Here is a 17,710-nt window from a genome sequence, read left to right as displayed (position 1 = left end):
TTGATGTTAAGCATCAACTTTTTTCTTTTCTGTGCTATTGTATTTTGCAAATAAATATAATAAACTTATATCAGATACTTTTAAAAGTATCTGATATAAGTTTATTAAGGGTGATTAGAAATGAACAACTTATCAGCAAAGCCACAAATAATGAAAAGAGTAAATAGTGCATTAATTAAAGATTCATTAAAGAATAATGGTTCTGCTACTAAAGCCGAAATATCTGAAATCACTGGAATTAGTATAACAACTGTAAGGACGTTGATTGAGGAATTACTTTTAAAAAAAGAGATAATAAGCTTAGGATTTGATGATTCAAGTGGAGGTAGAAGAGCTGAGAGATATTCACTTAATTTGGATTATAATAATGCATTATCTTTTTATATTAAAGATAGTTATATAAATTACGCAATAACAAATCTACTAGGAAACATTATTGAGGAAAACAAAGTAAAAATATATTCTGATTATAATGAAAAGATTATAGAAGACTTTATAGATACTGTGGTTAATGGTTTTATAAACAATATAGTTAAGGATAGGGATATAAGAGCTATAGGGATAGGGGTTCCTGGAGTAGTTGAAAATGGAACTTTTTTTAGTGGAAAAGGGCTTAATGACTGGAGAAAATTTGAACTTGGAGACTACATACAGAAAAAAATAGGCATACCTGTAGTGTTAGAAAATGATCTAAATTCTATGGCATTAGGATTTAGTTTAAATTATTCTCAAAGCATAGAGGTATTAGATATAGAGAAATTAAATCTTGTATATATACATTTTACTGAAGCTGGAGTAGGGGCTGGAATAATAGCAAATGGGCAATTAATAAGAGGTGGAAATAATTTTGCTGGTGAACTAGGATTTCTTCCTATAAATAGCATGGGACATTTGGAAAAAGTTTTAGATAATAATATTGATGACGATACATATGTAGATATTATTTCTCAAACTATAGCAATTTTAAATTGTGTTACTAATCCATCTTTTATAGTTATAGGTGGAGAAACATTAAGAAAAAACTTAATAGAAAAAATAAGAAACACTTGTGAAAAATATTTAGCTAACAATATAAAGCCAACAATACTTTTATCAGAAGACAGTGAAAGAGATTATTTAACAGGTATAGCATATATAACTTCTGAATTTATGTATTCAGATATAAAAATTACAAAAAATTGATTATCAGTTTATTAAGGCGCAATAACGTAATGGTTAGCGTAACTTAAAACTTTTAATAATGCTTGGGATGATGCATACTAAATGAAATGCACATCCCTTGTTTTATGATATGATTAAGTTGATAAAGAAAAAGCTCTACAGCGATAAGGAGAATATAATGAACATAACCATAATAACAGTAGGAAAATTAAAAGAAAAATACTTAAAAGATGCAATAGATGAGTACTCAAAAAGACTAAGTAGATACTGTAAATTAGATATAATAGAGCTTCCAGATGAAAAAACACCAGATAATGCTTCAGCAAAAGAAGAAGAAGCAATTAAAGAAAAGGAAGGACAAAACATATTAAGTAAAATTAAAGATAATATGTTTGTAATAGCTATGGATTTAACTGGAAAGCAACTATCCTCAGAAGAATTTTCAGATTACATAGATAATCTTGGAATAACTGGTAACTCTAATATAGCTTTTATAATAGGGGGAAGTTTAGGTATATCCAAGGCCGTTTTAAATAGGTCTAACTATAAGATTTGTTTTTCTAAAATGACATTTCCGCATCAACTTTTTAGGGTTATGCTTTTGGAACAAATTTATAGAAGCTTTAGGATTATGAAGGGGGAACCGTACCATAAATGACGTAGACTTTTTTGTAATAATAGAAACTATAAATATATATTATAGTATTGAAAACTCTTACCTTAATAATTAGGGTAAGAGTATTTTTATTTTCAAGGAGGTAATAACAATGATAGAAGTTAGCTATTTGAGGGAGCAAGAAAAGCTAAAATTCTTACCAAAGGAGGTACAAGAAACCATTCAAGGTATACTGCAAATACTGGACAACGAATACGGAGTAGACAGAAACAAATACGAAGATGATGGAGGATATGTCATAACAGTAGAGAGAAAAGAAGACCTTGAAGAAATAAAGGATAAAACCTACATAGATTGTAATGATATTATAGCTGAATATGTTGACAAAATAGTTTGCAGTAATGGCGAGATTTTTACAAATAGCTTGATACTATGTAATAACGATTATGCCATATCACTAATAATTCCAATGGAACTAACACCACAGAATCTAAAAGATTATATAATTGATTAACAAGCCTTAATTGCCGATAGAATGGTGATTAAGGCTTATATTTGCAGAAAAATGCGAGGTTAATAATGACTAGAAAAGTAATAAAAGATACTAAATACTGCCAGATATTGAATCAATGGAAATTAGTTGATGAAGAATACACTTACTGTATTGAAAAGATATTCATTAAAGGCATAAAGAGAGATGAAATAAGATTCAGCCTGTACAAAGATACCAGAAGGTCGAAAGAAAGATACATTCCACGCTCATTGGATGTAACAGAACAACAGTTATTGCAACTAATAAAAGAATCAATAGCAGGAGGTGTATTCTCAAAGGAATTTATAAAAAACTTAGCTGAAATATTGAATCAGAAATAGGAGGCCTAAATGAAGTATTTATGTCTGAAAAAAGATATTGATACTTCATTTTTATTTGTAACTAATTGAGCTATGAGAGGAGATAATGCAGTGCAGGAAATTGTAATTTTAGTTTTGGAAATTATATTACTGATAATAAAGTTGGGTGCGAGTCCTGAAGAAGCCACAAGAGCTACTGCTATTAAGCATGGAATAGAATTCTCAAAGTTATGGAAAGCTGTGCCTAAACGTTGGAAATAATATGAATAAGAATAGCAATTATCATAAATGGGTAATTGCTAATTTTTTTTGCATTTTTTCAGTAGATAATGTTAAATATTATTTATGAGGATACTGACAGGAGGTTAATTCAATGGAAAAAAAGTTTCTGACATCTAAAGAATTATTTAGAGATATAAAAGCAAGGGAAATATACAAAATAGAGTATTATAAAGATTTAAATCAAGAGCAAAAGGATGATGTATTATACTTTATTGAAGGTAATTACAAGCATATGAAAAGCAAACTTGATAGTGCTATTGATAGTCTTGGATTAGAAGTTGATAGATATAAAGACAGTAAAAACCAATGGAAGATTCCTATTGAAGAAAAGGAGTTATTTATAAGAGCTTATAATGAAAGTACATCACCAGCAGGAAAAAAGCTTAGAGGTGTAAAAAAGGATGAATTGAATATTAGCGAAATACACAAAGAAATTAAAAGCATGGAGGAGTTAATTGATAAAACCTATAGTTCTGATGATGCACAAGAGGTAAAAGGGTATTTAGAATATACTACAAATTTTAAAATCTTAGAAAAAATAAGTCAGGTAAAAGAACCAATAAATAAAATGATTATTGAAAACATGGAAAATATACTTAATGGAAGAAAAGATAAAAAGATTATTGAAGATACGGAAAATTTATTTGATTGGGGAGAAGATAATCTTAGATTTTTGAATATTGATGAAGCGGTTTATTTATTAGATTACTATAAAGAATTAATAGAAAATACGACTAAAATGTGGAATAGCATTGTAGATATATTTTGTGAAATAAGAAACTCGGAAAATGAGGTTACTGATGAGAATGACAAAGTTAAATGTGCCGAAAGTGAAACAGTATTAACCGAGGCAATTAAAATATATAACAAGAGACTTAGAAGTCCAAAATTAGAAGATAAGCAAATAGACAGGAATTCAATAAGAAAAACAAATAAAGAACATACTGATGAGGAGATGAAAGCAGTAAAAGAAGTACTAGAATCATATTTAAAAGCGGGTAAATAGTTTACACTATTTACCCGCTTTTTTCAAGGGTATATTTTCGGTTTTAAAACCTACTTTTTCAGAAATTCTCAAGATGATTTATTATATAAAACATAGACGAGCAGTAAATATCGTCAATGCAAATTAAAGGAGGAGTAAAAATGGCTTTAAAATCTGTGAAAAAACCTGAACTTGGTGCAACAATGGCGAGTATGCAACAAAATAATATTACAACAAACTATAACACTCAACAAGGGGGAAACTATGATTATCTTAGAGGAGATGGCAATAGCAGTGATGATGAATTTTTCAAGCCTAATGATAGCTTAGCTGGAAATATGATACCGCTTCAATCTCTTGAATTAAACTTTACGCCAGAAGTACCCGAAGGAAAATATAACTTTGGCATAAGTAATCTTAACATGGAACGTGGGGTAGATACTCGTTATGGGACTAAAGACAAGATAGTTGTGGACTATCATCTTCATCGTAATGTAGATGGTGAAATTGAAGAGTATCACTTGAAGCAAAAATATAACAAATCTAGCAGTCCATCTTCTTCTTTTTATAAAGTTTATAAAGACCTAACAGGCAAAGTTCCGAAAGGAAAAGTTGATTTAAGAGAGCTTTTGAGTATTATAGGAACTTGTGAAGTAGAATATGTTGAGTTAGATGATGGCGGAGTATTCCCAAGGATAGTTAACATAAACACTCGAAGAGGAAATAATTCTTCAGTTTAATACTAAATGGAGTCACCCCCGAAAAAGGGGGACTCCATCAATAAGTACTGGAAATGGAGGGCTTTTAGATGAATCAATTTGATACTTTCAAAGAGCTGGGAAAAAGAGGGGTAAGAATTAATAAACATGGAGATGTTTATTATTGGAATCCTAACTATTTTCCTAGGCATATAAAGGACAATTACCTAATAATATTTGCAAAAGATAAAGCTTTCTATGTTTACGATGAAGGAGTTTGGGAGATACAGGATGATAATAAACTCTTAAAGGAATTGAGAGATATATTCCAAGAACCTATGTTTGGAATATGGAAACCATCCTTTGAAAAAGATTACATGGTTGGCATGGAGAGAGAGCTTTACTATGAAGGTGAATTGAATTCGAATAAGAAGCTGATGAACCTAATAAATGGAATGTATGATATTGAAATATTTAAATTAATACCTCATGACCCTAAGTATTTCAGTACCATTCGAATACCAATAGAATTGATACCAGACGCAAAATGCCCCAGATTCCTTAAATTCCTTGATGAGATATTTCAGGGTGATGAGGAACGTAAAAGAATTGCACAGGAATGGGCTGGATACGCTCTAACAACGGAAACCAATGCACAAAAGGCTTTGATACTTGTTGGCGAAGGCGAAAATGGAAAAGGTGTTTTTGTAGATACTCTTAGTGAGTTAATTGGAAAAGAGAATATCTCTAATATACCTCTAAATGAGCTAAGTAGACCATTTTCAAGAGTAAAACTTCATAACAAAACTGCTAATATTAGTGGCGAAAATGAGATGAATGGTAAGACATTAGAAACACAATACTTTAAAGCTTGTGTTGGTGAAGATGCTATCAGTGCAGAAGAGAAGCATATGCCAGTTTTTAGTTTTAAACCTACTGCTAAAATGATAATGACCATGAATAGTTTACCAGATACAAGAGATACAAGCTATGGGTATTTTAGAAGATTATCCATATTAGCTTTCAATGCTAACTTTAGTGGAGAAAAAAGGGACAACAAACTAAAAGAGAAGCTAAAGGAAGAGTTGCCTGGCATATTCCTATGGGCTATGGAAGGACTAAGAAGATTGAGAGCTAATGACTATAGGTTTTCTCCATGTAAAAGTATGGACGAGATGCTTAAGAGATATCAAACAGAGCAAAAACCTATGTATGAATTCTTTGAAGATTGCATCGCTCAAGCAGAAGATACAAGCCATAGAGAGGATAACAAACTTGTGTACAATACTTTCAAAAATTGGGCTATTGAAAACGGCATCGAATACTACTATGCCAAAATGAGTTCCCAAAAGTTTTGGAGTGAATTTGAAGCTGTTGCCAAAAAGAAGGGCTATAAGTGCAGTTCAGGGCGTTCCAATACTTTCAGATACCATACTGGAATCAAAGTTGTTGGAGAATATAAAGCAATAATGGGCATAAACCCTAATAATAAATTTACAGTTTCATTAGATGATGAACTTAGTAACTTATAATAGCAATCTGGTCGTAGGTTGGTCACATCTTGGACGCAGTTTGGGCGTAGGAAATCCATGTAAATCAACGGGTTGGTCGTATAGGTCATAGTTTTCTTCTAATTGTACTAGAGGAAAAAAATACTAAGAATAAAATAAAGTTGGGTTCAAATGCGACCATACGCCCAAGCCTAGTGAAACCACCGAAAGCTGGGATTTGGATTCGACCTAACTCCGACCTGCTGAGACCAACATCAACCATAAAGTAAGCAATAAAAAATTATTCAATAGCAATCATAAAAGTAAAGTAATGGCAAATACAGATTGTAATAGATAACAATGGTAGTTAGAAACTTATTAGGAATTCATTGAGAATTAAGTAGAAATTAATTTTATTAATTTCCTAAGTATATCTAACTATCATTGCTGGAAATTCAGCAACTCATAAATATATATTATTAGATTGTACTAATGATTATGGAGGGGTTTCAGATGAAAAAGGAAAGTGTAAGCTATGAAATAATGATAGATTTAATTGCTAATATAGTTAAAAAGTATATTGATAATAATGGACAAGCAACTAAGGAGGATGATGATAAATGCTTAAACGTAGGATAGCTGCTTATCTAAGAGTATCTACTGCCGAACAAGCAGAGGAAGGCTATAGTATTGATGCACAGGAAAATGTAATTAGACAAAAGTGTGAAGAAGAAGGCAAAGAATTAGTTGTAGTATATGCTGACAAGGGTATTAGTGGAAAATCAATGACTAATAGACTTCAATTACAGCAGATGCTTCAAGACGCTAAGGAAGGTAAATTTGATGAAGTATGGGTATGGAAGACAAACCGTTTAGCTCGTAATCAGTATGACCTACTTACAATAGTGAAAGAACTTGAAAGTTATGATGTAGCTTTTAAAAGTTGTTCAGAAGCTTTTGAAACAACAACATCAGCAGGAAGGCTAATGTTGCATCTTTTAGCTTCAATAGGAGAATTTGAAAGGGAAACAATAGTAGAAAATGTAAAAATTGGAATGAAGCAAAGGGCAAAAACTGGAAAATGGAATGGTGGTATTGTACTTGGTTATAAGTCAGTAATACTAAATGAGAATAATACAAGATTAGAAGTAGTTCCAGAAGAAGCAACTACAGTTAGAAAGATATTTGAGTTATACTCTTCTGGTAAAGGATTAAAAGCTATTACTAATCAATTAAACCATGAAGGATATAAAACTAAAAAGAGTAATATGTTTGGTACTGGTGGAGTTAAAGACATTCTAATGAATCCTGTTTATACTGGTAAGATACGTTACAATGTAAGGGAAAATTGGAGTGAAAAAAGAAGAAAAGGAGTCAATAAGAATCCAATAGTTGTTGACGGAGAGCATGAAGCTATAATTCCAATGGAATTGTGGGAAAAGGTGCAAGAGATGTACAAGCTCAAAGCAGGTAAGCCTAAGAAAGCTTTTGAAAGCAACTACCTTCTAACTGGACTAATGAAATGCCCTGTCTGTGGGGCTTCAATGGTAGCAGGAAGAACCAAGAAGAAGCGAAAAGATGGCACATACAACGTAACTAGGTACTATGTCTGTGGCAATTGGAGGAACAAAGGGACTGCAGCTTGTAATTCCAATGGAGTTAGAGCCGACCATGCAGAAGAATACGTACTATCAAGGATTAAAGAAGTAGTATTTAATGAAAAGGTACTAAAGGATATTGTAAAGAACCTAAACAGAGAAAGAAAAGACATAATAATACCACTAGAAAAGGAACAAGAACAATTAACAAAGAGCCTAAAAGACCTAGAAAACAGGAAGAATAGGATCTTTGAGCTGTACGAAGATGGTACAATAGATAAGCCAACATTGGCACAAAGAATGGAAAAAATAACTGCTGAAATAGATGTCCAATCTAAGCGTAGAATACAGATACAAAAAGAATTGGAAAGCAATGATTCCGTAAACATACCATATGAGGTGGTAAAGAATACATTGAGTAACTTCCATAAGCTACTAGAAATCACTGCTCCAGAAGATAAAAAAACTTTACTACAATTAATTATAAATAAGATAACTATAAAAAACAAGAAAGATATAGAAAGCATAGAGCTTCACTTTGATGAAAAGGTACAGAAATATTTCATAAATAATAAAGAAGGAGAATCCTCTGATGATAGGGGTTCTTCTTCTTTTGTTTTGTTCACTATTAAAATATAGTTGTTTACTACATATAGTTATCAGGTATGATTTTTGAAATATGGTATAATTATAATAAATTTACAATTAAGTTACTACGGGATAGTTAATTATGGTTTATCAATCGTAAAGTCATGATATATGAATATTAGTAATTTATGATGGCTTAACTATATTAAAGTATTAGAATTAGGAACGCTGAGTTATACCATAAATTATGTAGACTTTTGTTTATAGAAGTTTAATGTGAGTTACCTCCACCAATGAAATTCATGAATACATAACGAACACATTGGAGAAATTTGATACAATTTTTTAGTTGAAATTGAGAATGTATCATAATTGATATAAAATAAACTGTTGAAAAAATACTAAATTCATGTATAATATAAATAGATTTAAATATAAACATGAAAAAAATATAAATGAAAAGGTGATGTAGATATGCGCAAAGAGGTAGTTTTTAACTAAACTAACTGAATAAGGATTGTTTTTAGAAAGTACGTTTGAAAAATCTTGAGTTATCAAGATTTATTAGTGGTGGAATTAATTTGAAAAATATTAATGACTACCATGTTTATTTGTGTACTTCTAAAATAATCAGTATTAAAATGAGCATGCTACACCTTATTTGCATAAGTAGGAAAGCCGTGTTTTAAACACGGTATTTTTATGCCTATTTTTGCTGCATTTATAAATATGATATAAGATTTTAGTCTATATAACTTAGTAATAAGTTGTATAAATTAAAGTTCTATATTTCATGTTTATATTTATGTCATACAATTATGAGGCTGTAAGTGAACCGATGTTCATTTGCGGCTTTTTGTTTTTTAAAGGAGATTATTAGGATGATTAAGATATCTAGAATACAAAGTACAAACAAACTTTTTCATAATATAGGGATGGTGAATAATTAATGGTTAAAAAACTTTCAGCATATAAAATTTATTTGTTATTTTCAGCTATTACGGCGATGTGTTTTTCGTTGGTTGCTACAGTTATGATAGTATACCACATTGAAAAGGTTCATTTAAATCCACTTCAACTTATACTTGTGGGCACTACATTAGAGGCGGCATGCTTTATATTTGAAATTCCTACAGGGATAGTTGCAGACGTATATAGCCGTAAGTTATCTATTGTTATTGGTGCAGTTTTGACAGGAGTAGGATTTATTTTAGAAGGTTCCATTTCTAGTTTTGCTTCTGTGCTTGCAGCACAGATAATATGGGGATTAGGTTCAACTTTTATTAGTGGGTCTGTTGAGGCATGGATTGCAGAGGAAGAAAAAGAACAGGACTTAGATAAAATATATATAAAAGGAGCACAAGCAGGACAAATAGGAGCAGTTATCGGGATAATACTAAGTATCGTAGTAGGTAATTTGTCTGTTAGATTACCTATTATAATCAGTGGATGTTTATTTGTGATTATTGCATTATTTTTAGCATTGTATATGCCAGAGAATAATTTTACACCATCTGCTCCAGAAGATCTAAACACTTTTAGAAAGATGGGATATACCTTTAAATCTGGCTTAAAGTTTGTGAAAAGTAAATCTATAATGATGATTTTACTTTCTGTAACTCTATTTTATGGTTTATCCAGCGAAGGTTATGATAGACTTTCCAATGCACATTTCCTACAAGACACTACGCTTCCTAAGATAGGAAACCTTCAGCCTGTAACTTGGTTTGGGATATTTGGTATTGCTGGAATGGTATTAAGTGCTATAGCAATGCAGTTTATAGCTAAGAAATTAGAAGAAGAGGATAAGAATCAGAGTGGGAAGATATTATTGGTTGCAAATATATTTTATATATCCTTTATGTTAGCATTCGCACTTACAAGAAACTTTAATTTAATGCTAGTAGCGTATTTATCAACAAGTCTGTTTAGATCTATAAATGATCCTATATTTAATGCATGGCTAAATAATCATATAGATGATAGTGCAAGGGCAACTATACTTTCTATGAATGGACAAATCAATGCATTAGGGCAAATTATAGGTGGACCAATTATTGGGATTATAGCTACAAAATTTTCTATAAGTATTGGTATAGCATGTACTTCATTATTAGTAACGCCAGTATTAGTTTTATATATCCTTTCTTTGATAATGGATAAAAAAGATGTTAAGAGCACCAAAGGGGGAGAGGATACATATGAAAACAATTAATATAGGAATTGTGGCTCACGTTGATGCAGGCAAAACAACTACAACTGAAAATCTTTTATACTACAGTGGAGCTATAAAATCAGTTGGTAAAGTAGACTTAGGAAACACTCAAACGGACTCAATGGAGCTTGAACGTAAGAGAGGAATTACTATAAAATCTTCAGCAATATCTTTCACATGGAATAGTGTTAAAGTAAATATTATCGATACCCCAGGACACGCAGACTTTGTATCTGAGGTAGAACGCTCTTTAAGTGTTTTAGATGGAGCTATATTAGTTATATCTGCAGTAGAAGGTATTCAATCCCAGACAAGAATATTATTTAACACATTAAAGACCCTAAAAATTCCAACAATAATTTTTATAAATAAAATAGATAGAGTTGGGGCAAATTGCAATAAAGTTTTTGAGGACATAAAAAAGGCTATGTCTAATAAGATAGTCAGATTACAAAAGGCACATGGTGAAGGAAGTAGAGAGGTTTATCTAAATAATTTGGATGAAATAAATACAACAAATGATGAAATTATTAATGTTTTATCAGATTTAGATGAAGTGTTTTTAGAGAAATATGTTAACGGGATAGAATATGATAAAAATGAAATACAAGAAAAACTTTCATTGTATTCAAGAGAAGGAAGTTTATACCCTGTGCTTTTCGGTGCAGCATCAGTTGGTCTTGGTATAAAACAATTATTAGATGGAATTTGCAGTTACCTACCATTTGCAAGTAAAGACAGCGGTGGTGATTTATCTGGAGTGGTATTCAAAATTGAAAGAACAAATACAAATGAAAAGAAAGTTTATGTAAGATTATTTGGAGGCAAAATTTCTGTAAGAGATAGAATTGAAGTTCCTAATAAAGATATTATAGAAAAAGTGAAGAAAATTAATGGCTTAGAAAATGGTAAGCTAATTGAAACCGCCAGTATGGAGTCTGGGGATATAGGTATTCTATATGGACTTACAAGTTTTAAGGTTGGGGATGTCATTGGAATTGCAAATGATAGAACTAAAAATATATCTATAGCTAAACCAACATTAAAGACGAATATATCTGCTGTTAATAAAGAAGAAAATATAGAATTATTTAAGGCATTAACCTTCCTTACAGAAGAAGATCCACTATTAGAATTAGGCATGGATGATGAAGATAAAGAGATTTATATTAACTTATTTGGTGAAGTTCAGATGGAAATACTAAGTTCTATATTAGATGATTTCTATGGAATTAAAGTAGAGTTTTCGAATATCCAGACTATTTACAAAGAGACGCCTAAAGATGTTGGTACTGCAATGATGCTTATGCAGGAAGGATTAAATCCTTTCTGGGCAACGGTAGGTCTAAAAATAGAGCCTGGGATAAGGGGAGAAGGATTAAAATATATTTCTAATGTATCAATAGGATCATTACCAAAATCTTTTCAAAATGCTATTGAGGAAGCAGTTGTTAAGACGAGTAAACAAGGTCTTTTGGGTTGGGAAGTCACTGATATAAAGGTTACACTTACCTGCGGAGAATTTTTTAGTCCAGCCAGCACCCCAGCGGACTTTAGAAATGTAACTCCTATGGTATTTATGGAAGCATTGTATGAGGCTAAAACTGACTTATTGGAACCTCTGCATGAGTTTGAACTAAGGATTCCGCAAAATGTTTTGAGTAAAGCTATTTGGGACTTGCAAACTATGAGAGCAACCTTTGATAATCCGATTATTGTTGAGGATGAATTTTTAATAAAAGGGTTAATACCAGTAGAAAATTCAAAAGAATACAAGCTAAAAATAGCTTCGTATACAGAAGGAAAAGGTATGTTTTTAACAAAGTTTTTTGGATACAAGAAAGTTCCATTTGAATTTGCTAAAGCCCGCCAAAAATCAACCTATGACCCTTTAAACAAAAAAGAGTATTTACTTCATAAGTTAAATGCAATTAGAGATTAATTGGAATAAAACACTTAATTTAATGTAGGGTAGACAGTAGATAACTTTAAGGTATTAAACTTTAAAGCATAACCAAAAAGGTATTGATGACTTTTGAGTTATGAGTAATATTTTAAGATATATATATTATAGATACTCTTACCTTGAAAATATGGTAAGAGTATTTTATTTTTTTATCAAATATTTAAATGAAAAAGTATGTTCATTCAGAATTTTTTTATTGGACAGGTCAATATGACTATAGAATAAGAAATAATATAAATATATAGATACGACGCATTCTTCCTATTAGACGTCATAAAAGAACAAATTTATCAATTTGTAATAAGATATACGAAATAGCTTATACTAATGAGTGTAAGTCATATATTTATTTTCAAAAATAGCTAAAAAGTCTACGTTATAACCGTTACGGTGAACCGTACCATAAATAAATGCGAAACTTACTAAAATTGGATTTGATAAATACCTTAATAATAAAGTTATTAAGGTATAAAACACTATTGATTTTATGTTGGTGATGGTATAATAATCCTTAGGAGGGTTATATATGAAATTGAATTTGAGTAATAGAATAGTAATGTTTTCAATTTGTACTGCAATAGAATATGATTTGAAAAACTTTATATTAGGGAGAACGATAGAAATAGATTTTACTCCGAAAATGATTGAAAAGGGTGAATTGAGAAGCAAAACTACTAAAAATTTTGAAAAAAATGAAGAGATACTAAATTATTTGGATTTAGGAGATTATGTTGATATCATTTCAGAAAAACCTATGAAATATTCTATAAATAATGATAAATCTAAAAAACTTAAGGAATATTTCTTCAAAATAATTCCAATAAGAAATAGAGTTATGCATACTAAACCTTTGGAATTAGGTGATAAAGCGATATTAATCGAAGTAATGAATACTTTAAATAGCGAAATAGATTGGATAAATTGGAATGAAGTTCAACATGTAAAGACAACATTAGATAAAGACCCAAGCAAACTTTTAATTAATGAATATAATAGACAAATAGACTATGATAGTAAAATTCTACATAATCTACCTGAACCTGAATTTGATGATACAGGATATATAGGTAGAAAAAAAGACATAGAAGAGATAATTAAATTAACAAATAATAACAAGAATCAGATTATATCAATAATAGGAAATGGTGGAATTGGAAAAACTGCAATTGTAGTAAAGGCATTATATGAGTTAATTGAAAGTAATTCAAATAGATTTGAAGCTATAATTTGGATTTCACTAAAAACTAAAACACTGTCTAAGGGAGAATTCATAGAAATAAAGGATGCAATTATAGAGGTCGGAGATGTTTATAAAAATCTTTGTAAAGAAACAGTTATTTCTGATAAACTTTCGCCTAAAGAAAATATATTGCAGTTTATGGAAAATTTTCCTGTGTTACTTGTTTTAGATAACTTAGAAACTATAAATACAGAAGAAATGAATCAGTTTTTCAAAGATATTCCAGAAAAATCAAAAGTACTGATAACATCAAGATTAGGTATAGGAGAATTAGAATATAGATATAAACTTGAAGGTATGTGTAAAAAAGATTCAATTACATATTTTAGAGAATTATCGCAATATTATGGGTTAGATGTTCATAAAAGGTCAGATGATGAAATAGCTGAACTAACTAAAAATAAATTATACAATAATCCTTTATCAATAAAATGGTTTATATCAGGTATATATAATGGTGTACCAGAACAACAATTATTATGTCAAAAAGAAAAATTAATTGAGTTTTGCATGTCAAATGTATATAACAAGTTAAGTGATATTTCAAAGGAAATATTGCAAATATTTTTAATTGAAGATAAGTCATTAACTCTCGGGGAAATAGATTTTTTTATGGAAACAGATGAAATTAATTTAAAAAAGTCAATTAATGAGCTAATAGGAACAAATATGATAACATTAAAAGGTGGTAAATATCATCTAAATGACATGGCTAGAGATTATCTTACGCTATATTTTTCTCCTTCAAACTTGATAGTAAAAAGAGTATTTGCAAAAAGAAAGAAATTAAATGAAATTTTACAAGAAGTTAGAGTAAGATGTGAGAATGATGCTTATAGTCCTAAAGCAATTTTTGCAAATACTGATGATGATAATAGAAGATTAGCTTCGTATTATTTGATAAACTCATTGGAATATAGTTCAAAAGGAAAATGGGATTATGCATTTGCTGAAATAGATAAAGCACAAATAATTTCACCTGAGTATTTTGAAATATATAAAATACGAGCATTTATAATGGCAGAAAAAGGCGAAGGATTTTTAGCTATAACGAACTATAAGACAGCTTTATTAAAGACAGAAACAGATAAAGAAAGAGCAATTGTACTATATTTATTTGCAGTGTTTTATACAATAAAGTTAGCAAATTATGACGAAGCATTAAAATGTATTGATGAAGCTTTACAATTAGATAGTAGCTCATACCAATTGCAATTAGAAAAATCAAGAATTTTAATGATGATTGGAAATTATGATTCTGCAGAGGAAATTTTAATTAACTTAAAAGATGTAAAGAAAGATTTTAGTCTAAAAGATTTAAATATTTATTCATGTAGATGGGGAGAATTATATAGAAGAAAAGCAGAGAAACTAGAAACAAGGGATTATAGAAATAAATTACTATACTATAAAAATGCTATGAGGGAAATACAACAATTGGAACAAGTAGATAAAAAGACATTGGTTATAATAACTAATATATTAAAAGATATAGCATATTTATTTTTCTATAATGAAGCCATGGAATATATGAATGAGCTTTTAATGAAATATTCAAATGAATTAAGGTCTTTAAATCATAATAATATAAAAAAAATTGTGGAAGTTATAGATGGGCATAAGCAAGAAATACCAAATGAATTGTATGAAACAACAAAGAAATATATCTACAATTATTCATATGATGCTAATAATATTGAAGATAACAATAAGGGTGTAGTAGTTTATATTAGAGACTATTATGGATTTATAGCCAACAAGAATAATAAAAGCATTTACTTTAAGGTAAATAATGCATATAATGGAATTTTAATTGGGGACTATGTTAAATTTAATACTTATGATGGATTTAAAGGAATTGGAGCTTGTGATATTCAAAAGGTTTGAATATAGTATTTAATCAATATATAAATATATATTATAGTTATAGAATAATAAAATGGAGGAGTACTAGAGCTAAAAGCTTGAGTATTCCTCTTGTTTTTAAGGAGGAATAAGGATGCTGAAATTATACAGAAAAGAGCAACTAGAAGTAGTAAAACAAAAATACTCAAAAGAAATACTAGAGGAGGTGGAAGAGATAATAGTAATATTAGATGATAACTATGGTGCTAATAGAGATGTAGAGAAAGAACTAGGAGGATATACATCAATATTGGAATCAAAGGAAGATGTTGCAGAAATAAAAGCTAATAGTATAAAAGGATTACTTCCAGAGTATACAGATAGTATAAAGAGTGATGATGGTATTGATTACTATTCATCACTTTTTCTATTATCCGATGATTATTCCGTTGTAGTATTTTCAACTAAGGAGCTTCATGAAATTCTAATAGAAAAGGAGTTGTAATTGAAATGGCAAAGCAAACTGACACTAAAATAATAAAAGAAACTAAATACTGTAATATAATAAGTCAAGCGAAAGTTACTGAAAATGAGTACACTTACTCGATAGAAAAAATATATATTAAAGAATTAAAAAGAAATGAAGTAAGGTTCTGTGTATATAAGGTAACTAGAAGAGGTGATGAAACTTATATTCCAAGAAGTCTAGATGTAACTGAATTGGTATTAATAGAGCTTATAAAAGAATCAATAAAGAATAAAGTATTTTCAGAGGAATTTATAACTATGTTAAAACAAGAAATAAGTAAGTCATAAAGTCTTAATTACTATTGATGTAGTGATTAGGACTTTTATTATTTTAAGGAGGATAAATGACATGAAAAGAATTATATGTGTAGGAGTAATTAGAAATGGAAAGATGACCATAAAGACTTGTAATAAGAAGGAGAGCAATCAATGAATATAATAACAATATTAAGATTAATAGTAATGATTTTAAATCTAATTGTTGCAGGGATTGACTCTGAAAGTGCTATATCAAGTATAGCTAGTAGTAATGGGGTTTCTAAGGAGTTGTTAAAGAAATATATGTAGTTTATACAATGCGTTTTACAATAGATACTTCCAATGATATTTCAAGAAATACCAGTTATGATTAAATATGTAAATGAATTAGAAGATAGATTGGTGTTAAATATGAGTTTTAAAGAAGATGACCTTAATGGTATTTATAGAGATATATGCGAAAACTTAGGAGAAGAGGTGGCTAGAGGGTTACATAGATTTTATAAAGGACAACAGATAACATTTCCTATGAGGCTATACTCACAAAAGTATGTTATTAGATACATATCTAATAACTATAATGGGAAAAACTCAAAGAAGTTAGCAAGGGATTTAGGATATACGGAACGGTGGATAAAAGAGATAATCAAAAATAATAATTTGAAAGTGGGGGAAGATTAACATGGAGAATTTTATGTGGGCTATAATTCTAATATTAGGAACAATAGCTTTTGCTTTTGTATTTTTTAAGTGTAACATAATTTACATTGGATGTGGAGGAATCATATTTGTATGGGGTTTATGTGTCTTAGGAGTGGGTATAGTAATAAGTATAATTGGAGAAATAGCAGGTGGATTATTTTCAATTGCATGGGTACTTATAAAGCTTGGAGCCATAGTAGCAACAGTATTAACAATAGGAAAATACATACGTAATAAGTTAAATGGAGCGGATGATAAAGAGAATTAGATAAAAGTAAATAATACATAGACTAGTTAGATAACTAAATTTAAAATTAGAAATAAGTAAAAATTAAATAAATATTCTTTTAAATAAGTAACATTATGGATGTTACTTATTTTTTTTATACAAAATTGAAGTATTCGATTGATTGAAAGTCAAATATAATTAAAAAGTTTATTCTAGAAGATAATTTAAGTAGATATAAAAAATAAAAAAATATTTATGCAAATAAAAGGTATATTTATGAATAACTATTCAAAAATAAGATTATTAAAATAAATGGGAATATATTGAAAAAGATTGTTAAGCCAGTAAAACAGCGGGTTTGGCGAATAGAGGTGTAAGTAAGGAAGTCTTGGGCTATAAAAGGCAATAGGTAGATGAGTTAGGAAGTCCTGGACTGAAAGGTGATTGAAAAGTGTTT

General features: G+C 29.6%; 18 protein-coding genes. All 18 read left to right on the top strand.

Translation table 11 applies throughout. The features are described 5' to 3' along the window. Positions 1 to 120: 120 nt before the first annotated feature. The 18 genes from L1S49_RS11140 (at position 121) to L1S49_RS11060 (ending at position 17,292) form a co-directional block, all read left to right on the top strand. A complete protein-coding gene (locus L1S49_RS11140; RefSeq protein WP_238904432.1) occupies positions 121 to 1,182 on the top strand; it encodes an ROK family protein in 1,062 nt (353 codons plus the stop codon). Between the two features lie 157 nt (positions 1,183 to 1,339). Continuing rightward, positions 1,340 to 1,819: a 23S rRNA (pseudouridine(1915)-N(3))-methyltransferase RlmH gene (rlmH, locus tag L1S49_RS11135; RefSeq protein WP_238904430.1), complete on the top strand. Its 480-nt coding sequence runs from the start codon at positions 1,340 to 1,342 to the stop codon at positions 1,817 to 1,819. A 109-nt stretch (positions 1,820 to 1,928) separates the two neighbouring features. After that, positions 1,929 to 2,291, top strand: coding sequence for a hypothetical protein (locus L1S49_RS11130; protein WP_238904428.1), 363 nt, complete (start codon positions 1,929 to 1,931; stop codon positions 2,289 to 2,291). A 65-nt stretch (positions 2,292 to 2,356) separates the two neighbouring features. Beyond that, positions 2,357 to 2,650 (top strand): hypothetical protein, encoded by a 294-nt coding sequence (locus L1S49_RS11125; RefSeq protein WP_238904446.1) that lies wholly within the window; start codon positions 2,357 to 2,359, stop codon positions 2,648 to 2,650. A 90-nt stretch (positions 2,651 to 2,740) separates the two neighbouring features. After that, on the top strand, positions 2,741 to 2,890 hold the full coding sequence (locus L1S49_RS11120; RefSeq protein WP_238904426.1) for a hypothetical protein: 150 nt from the start codon (positions 2,741 to 2,743) through the stop codon (positions 2,888 to 2,890). A gap of 112 nt (positions 2,891 to 3,002) precedes the next feature. Continuing rightward, a complete protein-coding gene (locus L1S49_RS11115; RefSeq protein WP_238904424.1) occupies positions 3,003 to 3,917 on the top strand; it encodes a hypothetical protein in 915 nt (304 codons plus the stop codon). Positions 3,918 to 4,057: 140 nt separating this feature from the next. Continuing rightward, positions 4,058 to 4,636: a hypothetical protein gene (locus L1S49_RS11110; protein ID WP_238904422.1), complete on the top strand. Its 579-nt coding sequence runs from the start codon at positions 4,058 to 4,060 to the stop codon at positions 4,634 to 4,636. A 68-nt stretch (positions 4,637 to 4,704) separates the two neighbouring features. Next, entirely contained in the window at positions 4,705 to 6,126 is a 1,422-nt protein-coding gene (locus L1S49_RS11105) for a DNA primase family protein (protein WP_238904420.1), read from the top strand. Between the two features lie 471 nt (positions 6,127 to 6,597). Then, a complete protein-coding gene (locus tag L1S49_RS23245) occupies positions 6,598 to 6,723 on the top strand; it encodes a hypothetical protein (protein ID WP_275299578.1) in 126 nt (41 codons plus the stop codon). After that, complete coding sequence (locus L1S49_RS11100) at positions 6,705 to 8,321, top strand: recombinase family protein (RefSeq protein ID WP_238904417.1); 1,617 nt, start codon at positions 6,705 to 6,707, stop codon at positions 8,319 to 8,321. The genes L1S49_RS23245 and L1S49_RS11100 overlap by 19 nt, the downstream gene beginning before the upstream one ends. Positions 8,322 to 9,219: 898 nt before the next feature. Continuing rightward, a complete protein-coding gene (gene tetA(P), locus L1S49_RS11095; protein WP_238904415.1) occupies positions 9,220 to 10,485 on the top strand; it encodes a tetracycline efflux MFS transporter TetA(P) in 1,266 nt (421 codons plus the stop codon). After that, the gene (tet, locus tag L1S49_RS11090) at positions 10,472 to 12,427 is read left to right on the top strand and encodes a tetracycline resistance ribosomal protection protein (protein ID WP_238904413.1); all 1,956 of its coding nucleotides are present in this window, start codon (positions 10,472 to 10,474) and stop codon (positions 12,425 to 12,427) included. Before tetA(P) ends, tet begins: the two co-directional genes overlap by 14 nt. A 550-nt stretch (positions 12,428 to 12,977) precedes the next feature. After that, positions 12,978 to 15,578, top strand: coding sequence for an NB-ARC domain-containing protein (locus L1S49_RS11085; protein WP_238904411.1), 2,601 nt, complete (start codon positions 12,978 to 12,980; stop codon positions 15,576 to 15,578). Positions 15,579 to 15,690: 112 nt separating this feature from the next. After that, a complete protein-coding gene (locus L1S49_RS11080) occupies positions 15,691 to 16,041 on the top strand; it encodes a hypothetical protein (RefSeq protein ID WP_238904409.1) in 351 nt (116 codons plus the stop codon). Positions 16,042 to 16,046: 5 nt separating this feature from the next. Further along, positions 16,047 to 16,352, top strand: coding sequence for a hypothetical protein (locus tag L1S49_RS11075; RefSeq protein WP_238904407.1), 306 nt, complete (start codon positions 16,047 to 16,049; stop codon positions 16,350 to 16,352). Positions 16,353 to 16,493: 141 nt separating this feature from the next. Continuing rightward, complete coding sequence (locus L1S49_RS11070) at positions 16,494 to 16,631, top strand: hypothetical protein (protein WP_238904405.1); 138 nt, start codon at positions 16,494 to 16,496, stop codon at positions 16,629 to 16,631. A gap of 33 nt (positions 16,632 to 16,664) precedes the next feature. After that, positions 16,665 to 17,003: a Mor transcription activator family protein gene (locus L1S49_RS11065; RefSeq protein ID WP_238904404.1), complete on the top strand. Its 339-nt coding sequence runs from the start codon at positions 16,665 to 16,667 to the stop codon at positions 17,001 to 17,003. A gap of 1 nt (position 17,004) precedes the next feature. Further along, positions 17,005 to 17,292, top strand: a complete 288-nt coding sequence (locus L1S49_RS11060) for a hypothetical protein (protein ID WP_238904402.1) — start codon at positions 17,005 to 17,007, stop codon at positions 17,290 to 17,292. Positions 17,293 to 17,710: the final 418 nt, after the last annotated feature.

It is taken from the genome of Clostridium sp. YIM B02506 (assembly GCF_022324845.1).
GTDB lineage: Bacteria > Bacillota > Clostridia > Clostridiales > Clostridiaceae > Clostridium_T > Clostridium_T intestinale.
The sequence above is the reverse complement of the archived record's forward strand: the minus strand, read 5'-3'. Positions and strand labels throughout refer to the sequence as shown.

Excerpts from the sequence above, each read along its gene's own strand:
- L1S49_RS11140 (WP_238904432.1), top strand. The coding sequence starts at position 121 with ATGAACAACTTATCAGCAAAGCCACAAATAATGAAAAGAGTAAATAGT.
- rlmH (WP_238904430.1), top strand. The coding sequence starts at position 1,340 with ATGAACATAACCATAATAACAGTAGGAAAATTAAAAGAAAAATACTTA.
- L1S49_RS11130 (WP_238904428.1), top strand. The coding sequence starts at position 1,929 with ATGATAGAAGTTAGCTATTTGAGGGAGCAAGAAAAGCTAAAATTCTTA.
- L1S49_RS11125 (WP_238904446.1), top strand. The coding sequence starts at position 2,357 with ATGACTAGAAAAGTAATAAAAGATACTAAATACTGCCAGATATTGAAT.
- L1S49_RS11115 (WP_238904424.1), top strand. The coding sequence starts at position 3,003 with ATGGAAAAAAAGTTTCTGACATCTAAAGAATTATTTAGAGATATAAAA.
- L1S49_RS11110 (WP_238904422.1), top strand. The coding sequence starts at position 4,058 with ATGGCTTTAAAATCTGTGAAAAAACCTGAACTTGGTGCAACAATGGCG.
- L1S49_RS11105 (WP_238904420.1), top strand. The coding sequence starts at position 4,705 with ATGAATCAATTTGATACTTTCAAAGAGCTGGGAAAAAGAGGGGTAAGA.
- L1S49_RS23245 (WP_275299578.1), top strand. The coding sequence starts at position 6,598 with ATGAAAAAGGAAAGTGTAAGCTATGAAATAATGATAGATTTAATTGCT.
- L1S49_RS11100 (WP_238904417.1), top strand. The coding sequence starts at position 6,705 with ATGCTTAAACGTAGGATAGCTGCTTATCTAAGAGTATCTACTGCCGAA.
- tet (WP_238904413.1), top strand. The coding sequence starts at position 10,472 with ATGAAAACAATTAATATAGGAATTGTGGCTCACGTTGATGCAGGCAAA.
- L1S49_RS11085 (WP_238904411.1), top strand. The coding sequence starts at position 12,978 with ATGAAATTGAATTTGAGTAATAGAATAGTAATGTTTTCAATTTGTACT.
- L1S49_RS11080 (WP_238904409.1), top strand. The coding sequence starts at position 15,691 with ATGCTGAAATTATACAGAAAAGAGCAACTAGAAGTAGTAAAACAAAAA.
- L1S49_RS11075 (WP_238904407.1), top strand. The coding sequence starts at position 16,047 with ATGGCAAAGCAAACTGACACTAAAATAATAAAAGAAACTAAATACTGT.
- L1S49_RS11070 (WP_238904405.1), top strand. The coding sequence starts at position 16,494 with ATGAATATAATAACAATATTAAGATTAATAGTAATGATTTTAAATCTA.
- L1S49_RS11065 (WP_238904404.1), top strand. The coding sequence starts at position 16,665 with ATGATATTTCAAGAAATACCAGTTATGATTAAATATGTAAATGAATTA.
- L1S49_RS11060 (WP_238904402.1), top strand. The coding sequence starts at position 17,005 with ATGGAGAATTTTATGTGGGCTATAATTCTAATATTAGGAACAATAGCT.